The 18238-nt window shown below is 70.0% G+C and carries 18 protein-coding genes and 1 rRNA gene; 7 read left to right on the top strand and 12 right to left on the bottom strand.

All coding sequences use genetic code 11. From position 1 onward, the window contains the following. Positions 1-134: 134 nt before the first annotated feature. Positions 135-650 carry a hypothetical protein gene (locus FVP77_RS16660; RefSeq protein ID WP_187266755.1) on the top strand — a complete coding sequence of 172 codons (516 nt, stop codon included), beginning with the start codon at positions 135-137 and terminating at the stop codon, positions 648-650. Between the two features lie 30 nt (positions 651-680). Here the strand turns inward: FVP77_RS16660 and FVP77_RS00090 are convergent, their stop codons facing one another. The 5 genes from FVP77_RS00090 to FVP77_RS00070 form a co-directional block, all read right to left on the bottom strand. After that, positions 681-1409, bottom strand: a complete 729-nt coding sequence (locus tag FVP77_RS00090) for an anti-sigma factor (RefSeq protein WP_147892690.1) — start codon at positions 1407-1409, stop codon at positions 681-683. Then, a complete protein-coding gene (locus tag FVP77_RS00085; protein ID WP_147892689.1) occupies positions 1390-1980 on the bottom strand; it encodes an RNA polymerase sigma factor in 591 nt (196 codons plus the stop codon). The genes FVP77_RS00090 and FVP77_RS00085 overlap by 20 nt, the downstream gene beginning before the upstream one ends. Then, positions 1977-2612: a class F sortase gene (locus FVP77_RS00080; protein WP_246133910.1), complete on the bottom strand. Its 636-nt coding sequence runs from the start codon at positions 2610-2612 to the stop codon at positions 1977-1979. Before FVP77_RS00080 ends, FVP77_RS00085 begins: the two co-directional genes overlap by 4 nt. Positions 2613-2640: 28 nt before the next feature. Next, positions 2641-3474, bottom strand: coding sequence for a DUF4397 domain-containing protein (locus tag FVP77_RS00075; protein WP_147892688.1), 834 nt, complete (start codon positions 3472-3474; stop codon positions 2641-2643). A gap of 113 nt (positions 3475-3587) precedes the next feature. Then, entirely contained in the window at positions 3588-4442 is an 855-nt protein-coding gene (locus FVP77_RS00070; protein ID WP_147892687.1) for a sulfurtransferase, read from the bottom strand. A 229-nt stretch (positions 4443-4671) separates the two neighbouring features. On the opposite strand from FVP77_RS00070, the gene FVP77_RS00065 reads away from it, so the two are divergent. The 3 genes from FVP77_RS00065 to FVP77_RS00055 are packed head-to-tail and all read left to right on the top strand — an operon-like array spanning position 4672 to position 7602. Beyond that, positions 4672-5760, top strand: a complete 1089-nt coding sequence (locus FVP77_RS00065) for an amino acid ABC transporter permease (RefSeq protein WP_147892686.1) — start codon at positions 4672-4674, stop codon at positions 5758-5760. Further along, positions 5757-6545: an amino acid ABC transporter ATP-binding protein gene (locus FVP77_RS00060; protein ID WP_147892685.1), complete on the top strand. Its 789-nt coding sequence runs from the start codon at positions 5757-5759 to the stop codon at positions 6543-6545. Before FVP77_RS00065 ends, FVP77_RS00060 begins: the two co-directional genes overlap by 4 nt. 46 nt (positions 6546-6591) lie before the next feature. Next, positions 6592-7602, top strand: coding sequence for an ABC transporter substrate-binding protein (locus FVP77_RS00055; RefSeq protein ID WP_147892684.1), 1011 nt, complete (start codon positions 6592-6594; stop codon positions 7600-7602). Positions 7603-7664: 62 nt separating this feature from the next. On the opposite strand, the gene FVP77_RS00050 is transcribed toward FVP77_RS00055, so the two are convergent. After that, positions 7665-8768, bottom strand: coding sequence for an FAD-dependent oxidoreductase (locus FVP77_RS00050; RefSeq protein ID WP_147892683.1), 1104 nt, complete (start codon positions 8766-8768; stop codon positions 7665-7667). Then, on the bottom strand, positions 8765-9307 hold the full coding sequence (locus FVP77_RS00045; RefSeq protein WP_246133909.1) for a GNAT family N-acetyltransferase: 543 nt from the start codon (positions 9305-9307) through the stop codon (positions 8765-8767). Before FVP77_RS00045 ends, FVP77_RS00050 begins: the two co-directional genes overlap by 4 nt. A gap of 182 nt (positions 9308-9489) precedes the next feature. Between FVP77_RS00045 and FVP77_RS00040 the strand changes: the two genes are divergently transcribed. Beyond that, positions 9490-10236, top strand: coding sequence for a GNAT family N-acetyltransferase (locus FVP77_RS00040; RefSeq protein WP_147892682.1), 747 nt, complete (start codon positions 9490-9492; stop codon positions 10234-10236). Positions 10237-10252: 16 nt separating this feature from the next. On the opposite strand, the gene FVP77_RS00035 is transcribed toward FVP77_RS00040, so the two are convergent. From FVP77_RS00035 to FVP77_RS00020, 4 genes are all read right to left on the bottom strand, one after another. Next, the gene (locus FVP77_RS00035; RefSeq protein ID WP_147892681.1) at positions 10253-12127 is read right to left on the bottom strand and encodes an FAD/NAD(P)-binding protein; all 1875 of its coding nucleotides are present in this window, start codon (positions 12125-12127) and stop codon (positions 10253-10255) included. After that, a complete protein-coding gene (locus tag FVP77_RS00030) occupies positions 12124-13488 on the bottom strand; it encodes an NtaA/DmoA family FMN-dependent monooxygenase (RefSeq protein ID WP_147892680.1) in 1365 nt (454 codons plus the stop codon). The genes FVP77_RS00035 and FVP77_RS00030 overlap by 4 nt, the downstream gene beginning before the upstream one ends. After that, a complete protein-coding gene (locus FVP77_RS00025; protein WP_147892679.1) occupies positions 13485-14693 on the bottom strand; it encodes an LLM class flavin-dependent oxidoreductase in 1209 nt (402 codons plus the stop codon). Before FVP77_RS00025 ends, FVP77_RS00030 begins: the two co-directional genes overlap by 4 nt. A 220-nt stretch (positions 14694-14913) precedes the next feature. Next, positions 14914-15855 carry a LysR family transcriptional regulator gene (locus FVP77_RS00020; protein ID WP_147892678.1) on the bottom strand — a complete coding sequence of 314 codons (942 nt, stop codon included), beginning with the start codon at positions 15853-15855 and terminating at the stop codon, positions 14914-14916. A gap of 122 nt (positions 15856-15977) precedes the next feature. On the opposite strand from FVP77_RS00020, the gene FVP77_RS00015 reads away from it, so the two are divergent. Both FVP77_RS00015 and FVP77_RS00010 read left to right on the top strand, forming a co-directional pair. Next, entirely contained in the window at positions 15978-16970 is a 993-nt protein-coding gene (locus FVP77_RS00015; protein ID WP_147892677.1) for a putative oxygenase MesX, read from the top strand. Between the two features lie 20 nt (positions 16971-16990). Continuing rightward, the gene (locus tag FVP77_RS00010) at positions 16991-18022 is read left to right on the top strand and encodes a methionine synthase (RefSeq protein WP_147892676.1); all 1032 of its coding nucleotides are present in this window, start codon (positions 16991-16993) and stop codon (positions 18020-18022) included. A gap of 131 nt (positions 18023-18153) precedes the next feature. Here FVP77_RS00010 and rrf read toward each other — a convergent pair. Next, a 5S ribosomal RNA gene (rrf, locus tag FVP77_RS00005) occupies positions 18154-18238 on the bottom strand; the annotation flags it as partial.

Genomic DNA, 18238 nt, shown 5'->3' with positions numbered 1-18238 from the left:
GGTAGAAGCGGGATTCCAGGGTAGACGGCCCGGGTGTGCGCCGCCTTCGCTTGCGCATCTCGGGCGCGCGTGCAGGGGATCGAGGTGGAGCGGCAGGGGGTTGCGGTCGCTGAGGGGCTGCCTAGCGTGGAGGGATGACGGACACACAGAAGCGTCGGCTGCGGCTGGCCGTCTCACTGCTCCCGGTTGCGCTCCTGCTGGGCGCGTGCACGGCGGGCGGCACGACGGAGTCGGATTCCGAGCCCACGACCACTCCCCCGGCCGCACCCTCTTCGGCGTCCCCAGCCTCCCCGGAGCCCACGTCCCTCGTCATTCCCGAGGTGGCCGAGGGCGAGGTGGCCCGCGCGGAGTTCGTGATCGGCGCGGACGGGATCCCCAGCGCGAGCTCGATCGCGGAGGACACGGTGGCCGACGGCGGCACCTACACCGTGGAGGGAGCGTGCATCGGCACCCGCGCCGCCTACAAGGTCGAGACGGCCGTCTCCGGCGATGAGCGCCGCAACCTGACGTCGTCGTCTCTGCGGTGCGACGAGCCGTACCGCGGCACGTTCACCGTCACGGGCTACGACGGGGTCGTGCAATTGAGCTTCACCGACACCGACCTCATCGAGACGGGATGGGTGCGGATCCTCCCCGCCGCCACCCCCTGACGGCGCCCCGCCCGGGCACGACCCCGGAGGTCAGGAGAAGGAGAGCTCGCCCCGCACGATCGAGTCGCCCGAATGGTCGGGGTCGCCGTCCACGGGTTCCTGCGAGACGTCCACCAACGGGAAACGGGCGAGATCCACTCCCGCGGGCACGGTCAACGTACCCGTGTCGTCGTCGAGGACACCGAGGCTCACCAGCTCGGACGCATCGGGGGCGATGAGCCACACCTCCCGATAGGTGTCGGGCGCCGCATCCGCCGATACCTCCACCCGCACGAATCGTGAGCCGTCCGGGTTCTCCTCCACGACCGCGGTGCCCTCGGCGCCGGGGTGATCGGGGAAAGCGGCGAGCGAAGCCTGCGCCACCTCGATGGGTGCCGTCGACCTCGTCCACGCCCAGGTTCCCAGACTCGCACCGGCGACGAGGAGTGCGACGGCGGCGAGGCCCCAGTTCCGGCCGGAGCGCCTGCGCCCGACGGAGCGTCTGCGTGTGGCAGAGCGGGACGGCTCCGGGGCGGGGGCGGCCGGCCCTGCGGTCGTTCCGAGCGCGAGTTCGGCGGAGATGCGCTCCCAGACGACCTCGCGCGGTCGCTCGAGGTCACCCGCGTCGAGGGTCGCCCTCCCGGCGAGCGCCGCACGACGGAGGCCGGCGAGGTCGTCGGCGCACTCGTCGCACGCGTCGAGATGACGCTCGACCTCCGACGTCGCGACGGGCTCGCCGAGCGCGATCAGCGCGAGCATCTCAGGATCGATGTGCTCCATGTGTCACCTCCAGTCGAGTGCGCATGCGTTCCAGGCTGCGACGGATATGGCTCTTGACGGTACCCAGCGGCATCCCGATGCGACGGGAGATCTCGTCGTGGGTCAGGTCGTCGAAGAACGCCAACCGCATCACTTTTCGGGCATCGGGTTCGAGACGATCGATCTCCTGCGCGACCAAGAGCGTGTCCCCGAGGTCGACCGGCAGCGATGCTCTCAGATCGTCGGGGATCGTCACGCGCTGCAGTTCCTCCTGCAGTGCACGGATGCGGCGCCGAGCCTCGTGCGTGTCGGCGATGCGACGCTTGGCGATCGCGATGATCCACGTCGACAGGCGCGCTCGCGCCGGGTCGTACGTGGTCCTCGACGTCCACGCCGAGACGAAGGTCTTCTGCGTGACGTCCTCCGCGTCGGCGCGGTCGCCGAGCGAGCGCAGCGCGAGGGTGTACACCACCGGTGACCACCGCCGATAGGCATGGGCGAGGGCGACCTCGTCGCCGGCGGCGAACGCCTCCTCCGCCGAGAGCTCGCCATCAGGGTCTGCCACGGGGTCACGGCCTCCCTGTCGGTTCATCGTGCAGCCACCGGTGCGGCGACGACCACGACGTTGTCGTCGTAGTGGCCCGTTCGGCTGTCGAACTCCCCGCCGCACGTGATGAGGACGAGATCGTTCGTACCCTCCCGGGCGAAGAGATCCTCCGTCGGCAGGGCGTCCTTCGGATAGTAGGTGACGGACTCGACGGCGTACAGGGCGCTCCGGCCGTCCTGTCCGACGACCTCGACCTGTGTCGCCGGTGCGAGATCGCGCAGCACCGCGAACGGACCGATCGGATAGTCCGGCGCATCGATGTGCGCCGAGATCACGGTGTTGCCGTCCGGGCTCCACGGGTCTGAACCGAACCTGTACCACCCGGCGATCGCCGGGTCGACGGGCAGCTCCATGAAACCGCCGGTCTCGACGCCGACGGGTACCACCTCCACGTCGACGCGCGCATCCGCGATGCTCACCCGCACCGGGGGCACTGCAGCACGGGGGGCGCGCAGTGAGCTGTCGACGCGGGGGATGTCGACGACCGGGGCGGAGGGAGTCGCGGACGGGGTCGACGTGGAGGCGGTGGGTGCGCCCGCCCCGAGGGGGGTCGGGGCGGGCGCGCAGGCGGAGAGCATGAGAACCAGTGCGAGGGGAGCTGTGCGTCGCAGGTTCATAAGAGGGCTCTCCGGTCTCGGTGCCAGGTCAGACGGTGTGCTTCGCACCGCGCGAGCGTCGGACGATCGCGGTGGCGGCTACCACCACAGCACCCGCGAGCGCTGCGAATCCGATCGCCCACAGACCCTGCGTGGTCGCGTCGCGCTGTGCCGCGTACCCGGCGGTACCCGAGATGACGGCACCCGGAACGGTGTGACCGACCGTCACGGTCTGCGTGGCGAGGGCGAGGTTGCCGTCCGCCGCGCTGCCCCAGGCGTAGACCACCGTCAGCACGCCGTCCTGAATGGCGACGTCTGCCGGGCCGATCACGGGGTCGGTGGTGCCGGCGAGGGCGACGGCCGCCGAGACGGTCCCGACGGGGAGGTCGAGGGTCGCCTCCTTCGGGTTCACGAGGTCTTCCACGACCGGCGATCCACCGGCGAGGATGTCCACCGCGGGGGCCGCGGCGACGTGACGGACCGTGAGGCGCCCTTCGCCTGCCGCCGTCGTCTTGGTGTCGTTGACGAACGGGGTGACCGTGGGAGCACCGGCCTCACTGAGGTGAGCGACGGCGGTGTAGCTCGTATTGGCGGCGAGTTCGACGGTCGCCGCGAGGATCGGGGCGCTGGCGTCAGCGGCGTCCGGCGCCGTGATGGCGATGTCGTACGACCCGGCGGCCAGGTCGAGCGGGCCCGCGAGAGTGCCGGGCTGGAAGTCGTCGAGGGTCAACGCACCGTTGACGTACACGTCCACTGGTGTGTCGGGGATGGCGTGGAGTACGGAGAGATCGGCCGTCGTGGCCGAGATGGCCTGCGCGGGGGCTGCGAAGCCCGCCGCGAGGGCGAGACCGGCGATCGCGCCGGCTGCGAGTGTCTTGCGCACGTTTCCTCCTTCATCGGAGCGGGCCGAACACCCGCACCCAGTACTTCCGGCCGAGGGGCCCCGGCGGATGCAGGGAGGAGGAGATTTTCTCGGATTCGTTTCGAGCGCCGCGGTCACCAGCCCCGGAGCGCGCCCGACGGCGTGCGCCCCACGGCGACCGGGCGCCCCCTGCTGCGCGACCACTGGCTCCACGCCCCGGCGTAGACCCGCGTGTCGATCCCGGCCTCGGCGAATGCCAGCGCGGAGTGCGCGGACGCGATCCCGACTCCGCAGTAGAGCACGATGTCGCGGTCGACGTCGACGCCGATCGACCGGATGATCCCGCGGATCTCGTCCGGTGATCGCAGCATCCCGTCGCGACCGATGTGGGCGATGGTGGGCAGGTTGACCGCGCCGGGGATGTGGCCCGCCGCCGGATCGACACCGGCTGCCTGCCCCCGGTAGTGCTCGGGGGCCCGCACATCGAGGAGCACCCCCGAGGACGGCGCCCGCGCCGCATCGTCGATCGTCGCGATGCCGGGATCGGCGTCGACCAGGCGCACGTTCCCCGGCCGCGAACCGTGATCGCCGATCTCCACCGGGAGGCCATAGGCGATCCACGCGCGGATCCCGCCGTCGAGCACCCGCACATCCAGCCCGCGCCGACGCAGCAGCCACCACGCGCGGGAGGCGGCCACCGCGTCGTTGTCGTCGTAGGCGACGACCAGATCTCCGTCGTCCACACCCCATCGACGTGCCGCGTGCTGCAGGTCGGTCAGCGAGGGGAGGGGGTACCGCCCTTCCTCCGGGTGTCCTGCACGGGACAGGTCGCGTTCGAGATCGACGTAGACCGCGCCCGGTATGTGCGCGGCGAGGTAGGCCGGCCTTCCCTCCGGCAGATCGAGACGCCAGCGCACGTCGAGCAACCGCACCGGTCGGTCTCCGGCGAGCGCCGCGCCGAGGGCGGGGACATCGATCACGTGGGCCATGTCTCCAGAGTCGGATGCTGCGGGGGCTCCTGGCGAGATGCGTCGACACGCAGCGCAAGACGCCGAAAGACCACGACACATTGCTTCACACCGCGGGCTCATGGCCACTGTTAACGCGAAAGACGCTGCGTGTCGGGATGTGATCCGGCCCGCCTCACGCGCTGTCGACGCCCGCCTACCGTGATCGAAAACTCGGCCCCGAAGCCGCGCCGACACGAATGAGGACGCCATGAGCACGACAGCACACGATCGCCTGCGTGAGAACGCCCGCGGCGATGACCGCGGCGCCGCCGACGACGCCCCGGTGCTCGACCGCGACCGCGTCGACCTCGGCACGGTCCGCGTGATCCACACCCGCCACTGGTTCCGGTGGACCCTCAGCGCGATCATCGCCTTCGCCGTCGCGCAGTTCGTCTGGTCGTTGATCACGAACCCGAACTACGAGTGGGAGGTCTTCGCCGGATACTTCTTCACCGAGCCGGTGCTCATCGGCGTGGGCTACACGCTCTCGCTGACGGCGATCTCCGCGTCCATCGGCTTCGTCCTGGGCACGGTGCTCGCCCTCGGCCGGTTGTCGAAGTCGCCGCTGCTGCAGTCGGCCGCGTGGCTGTACATCTGGTTCTTCCGCTCGGTGCCCCTCGTGGTGCAGCTGGTCGTCTGGTACAACCTGGGGTACCTCTACCCGACGCTGGGCCTCGGCACACCCTTCACCACCGACTTCTGGATCGTGGAGTTCCCGACCGTTCAGCTGATCAGCGCCTTCGCCGCGGCGATCCTCGGACTCAGCCTCCACCAGGCCGCCTACTCCGCCGAGATCGTCCGAGGCGGCATCCTCTCCGTCGATCAGGGCCAGCTCGAAGCAGCTGCGGCCCTCGGCATCCCCGCCGGCAAACGGCTGCGCCGCATCATCCTGCCGCAGGCGATGCGTTCGATCGTGCCGAACGCGACGAACGAGGTGATCGGCCTGGTCAAGGGCGCCTCGGTGGTGTTCGTCATCGCGATCCCCGAGCTCTTCTACGCCGTCCAGGTGATCTACATGCGCAACAGCCGCGTCATCCCGCTCCTGCTCGTCGCCGTCGTCTGGTACACGATCATCACGACGATCCTCAGCGTCGCGCAGTACTACATCGAGCGGCACTACGCCCGGGGATCGGTGCGCACGCTGCCGCCGACGCCCTTCCAGCGCGTCCGACGCTGGATCGCCGCGCAGTGGGCGCGTCTCGGGGACTCGCCCGCCCCCTCGGCGAAGCCTCCCGCAGCCCCGAGCCCGCCGCCCCGCCCGGGTGCCGGCATCGACGCCACCGAGGAGACACGATGAGCATCGCCGCACCCGCCCCCACCACGGGGCTCGTCGAGATCCACAACGTGCACAAGAGCTACGGGGGCGTCGAGGTGCTCGCCGGCATCGACCTGACGATCGCGCCCGGCGAGGTCGTGGCGATCCTCGGTCCGAGTGGCTCGGGCAAGTCCACCCTGCTGCGCACGATCAACCACCTCGAGAGCGTCGACCGCGGATCGGTCACGGTCGACGGGCAGCTCATCGGCTACGAACTGCGCGGCGGCAGGCTCCACGAGCTCCGCGAGAAGGACATCCTGCGCCGTCGCACCCAGGTCGGCATCGTGTTCCAGAACTTCAACCTCTTCCCGCACCTGACCGCGCTCGAGAACATCGTCGAGGCGCCGTTGGCCCTCGGGCGCACCACGAGAGCCGGGGCGCGGAACCTCGCAGAGCGGCTGCTGGGCCGCGTGGGCTTGAGCGACAAGGCCGACCACTTCCCGAGGCAGTTGTCCGGGGGCCAGCAGCAACGCGTCGCCATCGCCCGTGCCCTCGCGCTGGACCCGAAGGTGCTGCTCTTCGACGAGCCCACGAGCGCGCTCGACCCCGAGCTCGTCGGCGAGGTGCTCGACGTCATCCGCGCCCTGGCGCAGAGCGGCACGACCCTCGTCATCGTCACGCACGAGATCGGGTTCGCCCGGGAGGTCGCCGATCGGATCGTCTTCATCGACGCCGGCCGAATCCTCGAGGAAGGCCCGCCGAGCCGGGTGCTCGTCGACCCGGAGCACCCGCGTACGCGGGAGTTCCTCGCCAAAGTCCTGGCCTGACGCGTCGCGCGGGTTCCGGCATCCATCAGTGAAAGAGAGACACAGCATGGCCATCAGCACGAAGCAAGGCATCGCCCTCGGAGCGGGTGTCGTCGTCGTGGCGGCGATCGTGGGCGGCGTCATCGCCGCGGTCAACCTGAACGGCGGCACCGCGGAAGCGGCGGCGCCCGCCGACGGGGCGATCGCGGAGGCGGCTAACACCACCACCGACGAGATCGAGTGGTTCCACCTCGACGGCCCCGTCCCCGAGGCCGTCGAAGCGCTCGAGGCGAGCGGGTTCGAACCCATCGAAGCGGGGAAGCTCACCGTCGCCGTCGGGGCCTTCACACCACCGCTGAGCTACCAGCCCGACGGCACCTCCGCCCCGACCGAGGTCGCGGGCACCGAGCCGAACATCGGCTCGCTCATCGCCGAGGGTCTGGGTCTCGAGTACAACCCGCAGGTCGTCGCGTGGGCCGACTGGCCGCTGGGCATCCAGTCGGGCAAGTACGACCTCATCGCAGCGAACGTGACGGTCACCGAGGAGCGCAAGGAGCTCTACGACTTCGCGAGCTACCGGCAGGACCTCCTCGGCTTCTACGTGAAGGCCGACAGTGCGATCGACTCCATCACCGAGGCCGCTGACATCTCGGGTCTGAAGATCATCGTCGGCTCGGGCACGAATCAGGAGCAGGTGCTCCTGGCCTGGAACGAGGAGCTGGAGGCCTCGGGCGAGCCGCCGGCCGAACTGCAGTACTTCGACGACACGGCGGCCGCGACGCTGGCGATCCAGTCGGGACGCGCCGACGCGAACTTCGGCCCGAATGCGACGTCGGCCTGGGCGGCGCGCGAGACCGGTGACACGAAGCTCGTGGGCATCGTGCCCGGCGGCTGGCCGCAGACGGCGTCGATCGCCGCGGCCACGGCGAAGGGCAACGGCCTCATCGACGCCGTGAGCATCGTGCTCAACACGATCATCGAGGACGGCACCTACACCGATCTGCTGGAGTTCTGGGGTCTCGACAGCGAGGCGGTCGAGGAGTCCGACGTGAATCCGGCAGGACTCCCGAAGTCCTGAGGCGGATGCGGCGGGGCGGCGCTACGGCGTCGCCCCGCCCTTCTCGTCCCCCGGGACCCGTCTCAGGAGTCGCGCGTGGCGAGGTCGGCCAGCATCCGCCCCACCGTGGGGGCGAACTTGAAGCCGTGACCCGAGAAGCCCGCGCCGAGACTGACCGGTCCGATCCGGTCGAACACGAACGCGGAATCGGGCGTCGACGTGTAGGTGCACGAGATGTCGACGGCCCGGTCGGGGTCGACACCGGGCACCCACTCGCGCGCGTAGCGGCGCAGAAGCGCCGCCAGCTCCGGATCGGGGAGATACGACCGACGGTCGGGGTGCACCTCGGGGCCTACGCCGTGCCAGCCGAACTTGACCCCTTCACCGGGGACGCCCATGCCGTACACGCCGCTCGGAAACCACGCGGTATCGGGATGGTCGACGGTGGGGGCGTGGTTGAAGCCGGGCCAGCCGTCCGGCGGTGACAGCGCAGCGAACGTCGCCGGTTGCTCCTGCGTCACCCTCAGCGGCGGCAGAGCGAAGACGGCACCGAGCGTGTGGAGCACGCTCGTCGTCCAGGCACCGGCGGTCACGACGACCCGCCGGGCCGCGATCTCGGTCTCGTCGCCGGAGGCGTCCTGCACGAGCAGCGTCGCTCGGTCGTCCTCGATCGATCCGCCCACGACCCGTGTCTCGTCGACCACGCGCGCGCCCAGGGCCCTCGCCGCGGCGATGAACGCGCCCACGGCGCGGTCGGCGTGGAGCCGACCCGCCTCGGGCGTGTGGAGCACCGCACCCGTGAATCGCAGCCCCGGCCAGCGAGCGGCTGCTGCGGGCGGGTCGAGGAGTTCGGCGGCGAAGCCGCCGGCGGTGATCGCCGCCGCCACGTCCGCCTCGCGCCCCGTGCCGTGATTGACGATGCCCGTGCGGGTGAGGATGGTCGCGCCGCTGGCGCGCTCGAGCTCGCGCCAGTCGCGCGCCGCCTCATGCAGCCAGGCGAGCGAGGTCGGGTCGGTGTACGCGGCGATGTTGAAGTTCCGTGACGTCCCGTGCGAGGCGCCGTGCGCGTGGCCGATGCGGAACCGTTCGACCAGCAGCACGTCCACGCCGCGGCGGGCGAGCTGCCAGGCGGTGGCTGATCCCATCACGCCGCCGCCGACGATGACGACCTGCGCATCGAGCCTCATCGTCCGATCGTCTTCTCGAAGCACTGCGAGAACGAGATGGGCAGGTAGGGCGGGTAGATCGGGATGCGGGAGTAGCCGATCCGCTCGTAGAGCGCGACGGCCTCGGGCTGCCGATCGCCCGTCTGCAGGATGAGCCGGTGCGCGCCGGCGACCGCCGCGAGCCGTTCGAGTTCTGCCATGAGTCGCCGGCTGATCCCCGTCCCCCGCGCATCGGGCACGACGTAGACGCGCTTGACCTCCAGCGATCCGGCGAAGTCGTCGCCCAGATCGCGGAGCGCCGCATGACCGACCGCACGCCCGTCCGCGAGCACGAGCACGGTCGCCGCGATCGTGTCGGGGTCGACGGCGAGCGCGCGAGACATCCGCTCCGCCTCGACGGGGTCGACGTGATCGAGCCGTCCCGCGTAGCGCGGTGCGATCTCGTCGTCCATCGATGCGCGCAACGCGACCGCACGCGGGTCGGCCCAGGGGACGACCTCGAACGACACGGAGCCGCGCACGGGAGGGACGCCGCCGCCGGTCAGAGGATTCGAGCTCACCGGAGAGAGTGTGCCACGCCGCGGCGATCGCGGGCGTCGACGGTCACGATGAACCGGTTGCGGGCGTCACAGCCCGTCACTCCGCTTCACGGGCCGTAACGGCGGGCGCGGATCCGTCGCCTCGTTGCCCGCGATGACGACGCCGGTTTGCCAGGCGGGGGGCAGGCGCGGATGCTGGGGGCGTGGCACTTCCTCCCCGAGCCCCCGACGACGCATCACCTCACGCCGAGGCGACGGTTCTCGACAATCCGGCCTGGCACGCCCTCACCGGCCCGCACGCGCATTTCGCCATCGGCAACGATCTGGTGCGCAAGTATCCCGACGACGTCGCGCCCTTCCTGGCCGTGCGCTCGTGGGACGACCCCGATGTGTGGGACGCCCTCATCGACCTCGTCGGTCCCGGCGGCGAGGTCGGGTTCTCGGGCGCCGACCCCGATCTTCCGCCGGGGTGGGACGTCCTGTGGCGCGGCGCAGGGGTGCAGCTCGTCGAGACGCCGGCGCTCGACCCCCGCCCCGACGACGAGGCCGTCGAGCTCGGCGCCGCCGACGTCGCCGAGATGCTCGCGATCGTGGAGCGCAACCAGCCCGGCCCCTTCCGCCCTCGCACGTACGAGCTCGGCCGCTACGTCGGCATCCGACGGGAGGGGCGCCTCGTCGCGATGGCCGGCGAACGCCTGCACCCCACCGGGTGGACCGAGATCAGTGCCGTCTCGACCGATCCGGACTTCCGTCGGCGCGGGCTCGCCTCGCGCCTCGTCCTCGACGTGGCCTTCCATATCCGCGAGCGCGGCGACCGCGCGCTCATGCACGCCGCCGCCACGAACGTGAACGCCATCGCGACCTACGAGCGCCTCGGCTTCGCGCTGCGCCGCACCACGACCTTCGCGGGCGTGCGGACCCCCGTCGACTCACAGGCGGCGCGCGCGTAGCATCCGTCGTTCCCGGTCAGACGCTCGCGACCCCCAGTCGCGCGGAGAGCGCCCCGGCGACCCGGTCGGTCTGCCGCAAAGACAGCGAATCCGACGCGGGGCGGGTGAAGGCCCCCGCTTCGGGGAGCGACGTGAACGGTCCGATCGCGAACAGTGCGTCGTGCGCCGTGTCATCGGCTCTCAAGACTCGACCGTCCTCGGTCACGCGCACGCGTCCGAGCGAGCCCTGGTAGTCGGAGTCCGCGACGCGCAGCTCGCTGCCGTGCACCGTCGCGAGCTCGCGCAGCGCCCCGTCGGTGCTGAGTGTGGCGTCGGCGGCGGGCAGCCACGCGTCGATCATGACCCTCGCCGTGGTCCTGCCCGGAACCTGAGGACTGGATGCGGCGAAGCCGCCGTCGTCGACGGTGACGGCGACGTCCGGTCCGAGGAAGGCCACGATCCCGGCCTCGGCGAGCGCGAGCAGCTCCTCGAGACGGTGCGGCGGCGGACCGCTCGCGAGGTAGCTGAAGAAGGTGTGCCAGCGCACCGGCAGTGCGTGGGCGCGCGAGCGGGCGTTCCATCGGTCCTTGGGAATCTCCGCGAGTGCCATGAACGACAGGAGCGCGGCGATGAAGAGGGCCTGCGACGGGCTGTGCCGCTGCTCGGTGCGCAGCCGCAGATCCTCGACGATGTGCGCACGGACCCTGCGCTGCACGTCGTCCGCGTCGACGAAGCGTGCGTGGGCGAACGGCCGGTCGAAAAGGGCGACATCGAACCGGTCGAGCGGGTCGGGTACGACCGACTCGATCCGTGTGCGCAGCTCCGGATCGTCCCAACGGTGCGCGGCCAGCACGGGTCGGAAGTCCGCCCACGTCGTCGTGACGCGATCGGGATGCCCGGTGAACAGCTCGCGATAATGCCCGTGCAGCAGTTCCGAGGCGATGAGGGGCCAGGCGTCGCGCTCGAAGTCGAGCGGGACGTCGGACGAGGCGAGCTCCGCGATCACCTCGGCAGTCAGCACGTCTCGTCGCGGCGGCTCGCCCTGGATCGTCGAGGTGGCCTTCGAGCGGTACGGCACGCCGCGGCGCGAGCCCAGGTGCAGTCTCGGTTCGCGCCCCGACGCGACGTATCGCAGCGTCCCGTCGGGGGCCCGGTCGAATCGACCGCCGCGTCCTTGGGTGAGGAGTACGACGAGGTCGATCGCGGCCAGCCCCATGCCGCGGACGATCACGTCCTCGCCCTCCGGCACGTCCGACAGATCGGCGTCCGCGGTGAAGGCCGGCGGTACGTAGGCGAGCCCGAAGTTCGCGGCCGCCTCGACCAACGACGCGGAGCCCGCGTCGAGATCGCGCTCGGTGTGGCCGAGACAGTAGGCGACAGCATCCGCCTCCACCTCTGCACCGTTCGAGATCGAGGCCGCGTACCGCCCGCCGCTGGTCGACCGCACGCTGCGGACGGCACCCACATGCAGACGTACGGTGACGCCGCCGGGGGCGCTCGCGACGGTCTGCCGGAAGAACCAGTCGAGGTAGTGGCTGTGCAGTCGCCGCGACGGGAACCCGTCGGAGCTGAGCGACCGGGCCTCGGCCGCCGACAGCTCGTCGAGCTCGACGTCGGGGAGTGCGCCCTCGCGCCACTGCTCGATCCATTGGCTCAACGACGGTCCCGGGCGCACCGGTCCCTCGATGGTCGAGGTGTCGTCGGTGAACACCGTGACGTCACGCGTCATCGAATTGAGCTTCAGGAGCGGCGACTGGGTGTGGCGCCAGATGCGGCCGGCACCCGGCGGGTGGGGGTCTACGAGGTCGATGTCGAGCCGCGTATGCGCATCCGCACGTGCCAGAAGGCGCTCGAGCAGCATCGCCGCTCGAGGACCGGCCCCCACGATCAGCAGGCGCGCGCGGCCGGTCACGGCGTCGCGAACGCGGGCACCCGACGGGCTGCCGGGAGACCCAGGAGGTCTCGGAGCGTCGCGCCCTCGGGGTACGACTCGCGGTACGAACCCCGCTCCTGCAGCAGGGGCACGACGCGATCGGCGAACTCGTCGAGCCCGTGCGGGGTGAGGTGCCCGACGAGCGTGAAGCCGTCGGTGGCGCGCTCCTGCACGTACCGGTCGATCTCCGCCGCGATGCGGTCGGGCGTGCCCACGAAGGTGTGGTTGGCCGTGAGACGGATGACGGTCTCGCGGATGCTGAGGCCCTCGCTCTCGGACAGCTCGCGCAGCGCCGCGACGCGCTTCCGCGCCGACGCGTGCCGGTTGGCCCAGCCTTTCGCCGTCTCGGCCCCGGTGTCGGGATCGATGTCGGGGAGCGGTCCGTCGGGATCGTAGCCCGACAGGTCGCTCCCCCAGACCTGCTCGACGTACGTGAGCGCGGTCTCCGGGCGTACCTGTGAGAGCGCGATCTCCCGCGACCTCTCGCGCGCCTCCTCCGCGGTGTCGCCGATGGCGAAGGTCGCCGCCGGCAGGATCTTGAGCGACTCCTCGTCGCGTCCCCACGCACCCAGCTGCCCTTTGACATCGTCGTAGAACGCGCGGGCGTCATCGAACCTCGTGTGCAGCGAGAAGATCACCTCCGCGTGCTCGGCACCGAAGCCGCGCCCGTCGGCGGAGTCGCCCGCCTGCACGATGACCGGGCGGCCCTGGGGCGAACGCGGCACGTCGAACACGGCGTCGACGTCGAACTGCGCCCCGCGGTGACGCACCCGCGAGGGAACCCCGTCGTCGAGGAAGACGCCGCCCGACGCATCCGCCCGTACGCCGTCGTCGGGCCACGAGTCCCACAGCTCCTTCGCGAGTGAGGCGAACTCCCTCGCGCGCTCGTACCGGTCGGCGTGGTCGAGGTATCCGCCGCGGCGGAAGTTCGCGCCGTGGAACGCGTCCGAGCTCGTCACCGCGTTCCACCCGGCCCTGCCTCCCGAGAGGTGGTCGAGGGTCGCGAGGGCGCGAGCGAGTTCGTACGGTTCGTTGAAAGTCGTGTTGAGCGTGCCGACGAGGCCGACGTGCTCGGTGATCGCCGCGATCGCGGCGAGGATCGACAGCGTGTGCGGTCGTCCGAGCACATCGAGCTCGTGAACGCGGCCCTTGTGTTCGCGCAGCCGCAGACCTTCCGCGAGGAAGACGTAGTCGAACAACCCGCGTTCGGCGGTGCGGGAGAAGTGCTCGAACGACGCGAAGTCGACCTGGCTGCCGGCGGTCGGATCGGTCCACACGGTCGTGCTGTTGACGCCGGGGAAGTGCGCGGCGAGGTGGATCTGACGTACGGGGCTGCTCACAGCGCGACCTTCTCTCGGACGTAACGGCTCTCCGGTCGGGCGAGACCGAGGCGGGCCCGGAGTGTTCCGGCGCCGTCGTCCTCGCGGAGGGTCTGGGTGGATCGGAGGAGCGGCACCACCTGCTCGGCGATCGCCGCGACGTCGGCGGGCTGGCGGGCCGGGCGCAACCGCACTCCGTCGACCCCCGCAGCGGCGAGCTCGCGCACGGCCTCGGCGACGTCGGCCGCGGATCCGACGACGATGCGTGCGTCGGAGGCGAGAGGCTCGCCTGCCCGATCGTCCAGCCTCGCGGCGGCGTCGCGGGCCGCGGAGGACGTCTCCTCGATCAGCACGAGCAGGTCGGCATAGACACGCAGGCGCTCCCCCGGGCCGCGGAGCTCGTCCGATGCAGCCTGGAGCTCCGCGCGGATGGCAGCGAGTCCGCGTTCGTCGTGCGGCGTGATGTAGACGAGGTCGGCGCGTTCCGCGGCGAGGCGGTAGGGGACGCTCTGGTGTGCGAGCACCGTGATCAGGGGTCGCCCCTGCGGCGAACGGGGCACGATCGAGGCACCGGTGACCGAGAAGAACTCCCCCTCGTACTCGATGGCGTGCACGCGATCGGCGTCGAGGAAACGGCCGGACGAGACGTCGCGGATGATCGCGTCGTCTTGCCAGGAATCCCAGAGGCGCGAGAGCACGTCGGCGAACTCGCCGGCCTCCCGGAACGCGGCGAGCAGCTCCGGGGAGTCCTCGACGCGGCCCGATGGCGGCAGGGTGTCGACACCCGACGAACGGCGGCCGAAATTGGCTCGCTCGGCCGACGACGCACCGGCGACCAGTCGCACACCCGCACGCCCCCGGCTCGCGAAGTCGAGCGTCTGCAGGGCGGTCGCGACGTGGAAGGGCTCGGTGTGCGACGTCGTGACCGTCGGCACGAGACCGATGCGGCGCGTGAGCGGCGCGACGAACGACGCGATCAGCGATGCGTCCAGGCGCCCGCGGACGCGGTCGCGCCGGAGGGGCTCGGATGCGTCGAACCTGTCGGGAAGCGACAGGGCGTCCTCGATCGTCGCCAGCGCGATGCCGGCGTCGTCCACCGTCCGCAGCAGCTCCGCCCAGTAGCGCGGCGACAGCAGTTCGTGCGGACGCGCGGTGGACTCGCGCCACGCGGCGGGATGCCAGCCCGCCCGTTCGAGGGCGATGGCCAGATGCACCTGATCGGTCATGAACGCGTCCTTCCTCCGTGCGACTGTCCGCAGGATTCACCCTCGCCGCGCGCGCCGGCACGCGCCAACGTTGCGTGACACACGACGACTCACGACGCCAGATGCCGTAACGCGCGAGCGACCCGCCTGACGCCCGCCGACCACGTTCCGCGCGTGCGGCTCGTCGCGTCGGTGGACGACGCGCGCTTCCCGACGCCCGCGCGTCTGCTCGCCGTCGCCGCTACCCGAGCACCGCCACGCCGAAGCCGGTGACCACGGCCCGCACCTCGGCGAGATACCGCTGCGCCTGCTCGGTGAGGGGGATCGCGGAATGGCCGATCCAGCCGATCTCGATGCGTTCGTCGACGTCGAGGGGGACGGCGACGATCTCGGGGTCGAGGTCGTCGCTGATGATGCCCGTCGAGATCGTGTAGCCGTCGAGACCGATCATCAGGTTGAAGATCGTCGCACGATCGGACACCCGGATCTCCTGCTTGCTCGACAGCGTCGAGAGGATCTCTTCGGCGAAGTAGAACGAGTTGTTCGCCCCCTGGTCGAACGTGAGCCGCGGCAGGTCGGCGAGGTCGTCGAGCGTCGCGCGGCTTCGGGAGGCGAGCGGATTCCTCCGTGAGATGAAGATGTGCGGCTCCGCGACGAAGAGCGGGTGGAAGACGAGACCAGAGTCCCGCAGCAGTTTGTCGAGGACATTCCGGTTGAAGTCGTTCCGATAGAGGATGCCGAGCTCACTGCGGAGCGTTCTGACGTCCTCGATGATGTCCCAGGTGCGGGTCTCGCGCAGCGAGAACTCGTATTCGGCCACTCCTGTCGCTCGGACCATCCTGACGAACGCGTCGACCGCGAAGGAGTAGTGCTGCGTCGACACACCGAGCAGACGTCGCGACGGCGGACGACCCAGGTAATGCTGCTCCAGGAGCGCGACCTGCTCGACGACCTGTTTCGCGTAGCCGAGGAACTCCGTGCCGTCGGCCGTGAGCGTGACACCGCGGGCGGACCGCGCGAGCAGGGGGCGACCCACCCGTGACTCGAGATCCTTCATCGCGGCGGACATGGTCGGCTGGGCGACGTAGAGCAGGTCGGCGGCCGCTGTGATCGACCCCTCGGCGGCCACCTCGACGAACGCCTGGAGGTGCTGCAGCGTGATGCCGCTTCCTCTTCGAGCCATAGATCAAGCCTATAGGCAACCATAGATCGAGCGAGTTACCCGATGGCTCCGGTGTCATCGCACGATGGGGGCATCGACGTCCGCGAGGCCAGGCCGGCCTCCCGTTACCGGATTGGCCAGTCATGGCGAACGCACTCGCATTCCGCATCACCACCACGAGCTTCGACGACGACTACGCCCCGTCGCACAGCTCGCGCGCGACGACCAACTTCGCGAATCTCGCACGGGGCGAGCATCGTCAGCAGAACCTCCGCAACGCGCTGAACATGATCGACCGACGCTTCAACGATCTCGCACGCTCGGACAACCCGACGCAGGATCGATACACCGTCGAGCTCGAGATCGTCTCGGTGTACCTGCGGTTCGGCGACGGCAGCGGCGACCAGGACTTCCCGCTGCTCGAGGTGCTTGACATCCGGATCGTCGACCTCCGGACCGGCGAACGCCACCAGGGAATCGTGGGGAACAACTTCTCGTCGTACATCCGCGACTACGACTTCAGCGTGCTCCTGCCCCGATCCCGCGCTACCGAGACCGGCGCCACCGTGCCCGACGACTTCGGAGATCTGCACGGCAAGCTGTTCCGACGCTTCCTCCAGTCGGAGGCGTACCGGGAACGATTCCCGATGTCGCCCGTGATCTGCATCAGCGTCTCGACGAGCAAGACGTATCGCCGCACCGAGAACCGGCACGCAGTGCTCGGCGTCGAGTACGAGCAGGACGAGTTCTCGATGACGGACCAGTACTTCGCCAAGATGGGACTGCAGGTCCGATACTTCATGCCTCGCGGCAGCGTCGCGCCGCTGGCCTTCTACTTCCGTGGCGATCTGTTGAGCGACTACTCCGACCTGCAGCTGATCGGCACGATCAGCACGATGGAGACGTTCCAGAAGATCTACCGGCCCGAGATCTACAACTCGAACTCGTTCGCCGGCCGCATCTATCGACCGAGCCTGGAGCACCAGGACTTCTCGCGGACGCAGATCGCCTACGACCGGGTGGAGCGCAGTCAGCTGGCGATCACGCAGGGCACCTACGCGGAGGAGCATTTCATGAGGCCGTACGGACACGTGCTTGACCAGTGGGCCGCCGGCGACGCGGTACCGGCCCGATGAGCGACGGAGGATCCTCGATCATGCACACGCTCCTTCCCACCTCGATCGTGGGCAGTCTGCCGAAACCCGCGTGGCTCGCGCAGCCGGAGACCCTCTGGTCTCCGTGGGCGCTGCAGGGTGAGGCGCTGCGCGAGGGCACGCACGACGCCTTGCGGATCGCGGTGCACGAACAGCATCGCCGCGGCCTCGACATCATCAGCGACGGGGAGCAGACCCGCCAGCACTTCGTCACGACATTCATCGAGCACCTGAGCGGGGTCGATTTCGAGCAGCGCGAGACGGTGCGGATCCGTGATCGATACGACGCGAGCGTACCGACCGTCGTCGGCGCCGTCAGCCGCCGCGAGCCCGTGTTCGTGCGCGACGCGGCATTCCTGAGGACGCAGACCGATCAGCCGATCAAGTGGGCGCTCCCCGGGCCGATGACGATGATCGACACGCTGTACGACCGCCACTACCGAAGCCGAGAGAAGCTGGCCTGGGAGTTCGCGACGATCCTCAACGAGGAGGCGAGGGAACTCGAGGCGGCGGGAGTCGACATCATCCAGTTCGACGAACCCGCATTCAATGTCTTCTTCGACGACATGCGCGACTGGGGCGTCGCGACACTCGAGAGGGCGGCCCAAGGACTCCGTGCGGAGACCGTCGTGCACATCTGCTACGGCTATGGGATCGCCGCGAACACCGCGTGGAAGGCCACCCTGGGGTCGGAGTGGCGCCAGTACGAGGAGTCGTTCCCGCTCCTGCAGCGATCCGTCATCGACACCGTGTCGCTGGAGAGCCACAACTCCCACGTACCGATGGACCTCGTCGAACTCCTCCGCGGCAAGAAAGTCATGCTCGGCGCGATCGACGTCGCCACCGAGCGAGTCGAGACCCCGGAGGAGGTAGCCGGTACCCTTCGGAGAGCTCTCGAATTCGTGGCGCCCGACAAGCTCATCCCGAGCTCGAACTGCGGCATGGCACCTTTGCCGCGGAGCATAGCGTTCGACAAGCTGAGCGCTCTGTCGGCAGGCACCGCGATCGTGCGCGGCGAACTCGAAGCCGTGTGACACACAACGACGCGTGACGTCCGTTAACGCAGAAAGGCCCCGCCGATGGCGGGGCCTTTCTCTCGGACTGCGAAACAGTCCGCACATGGAAATGGCCACCCAGCTTTGGGTGGCCATTTCACTGAAAAGAAGTCCGGCGGTGTCCTACTCTCCCACAGGGTCCCCCCTGCAGTACCATCGGCGCTGTGAGGCTTAGCTTCCGGGTTCGGAATGTAA

It is taken from the genome of Microbacterium hatanonis (assembly GCF_008017415.1).
Taxonomy (GTDB): Bacteria; Actinomycetota; Actinomycetes; order Actinomycetales; family Microbacteriaceae; genus Microbacterium; species Microbacterium hatanonis.
This window is presented reverse-complemented; position numbering and strand designations above follow the sequence as displayed.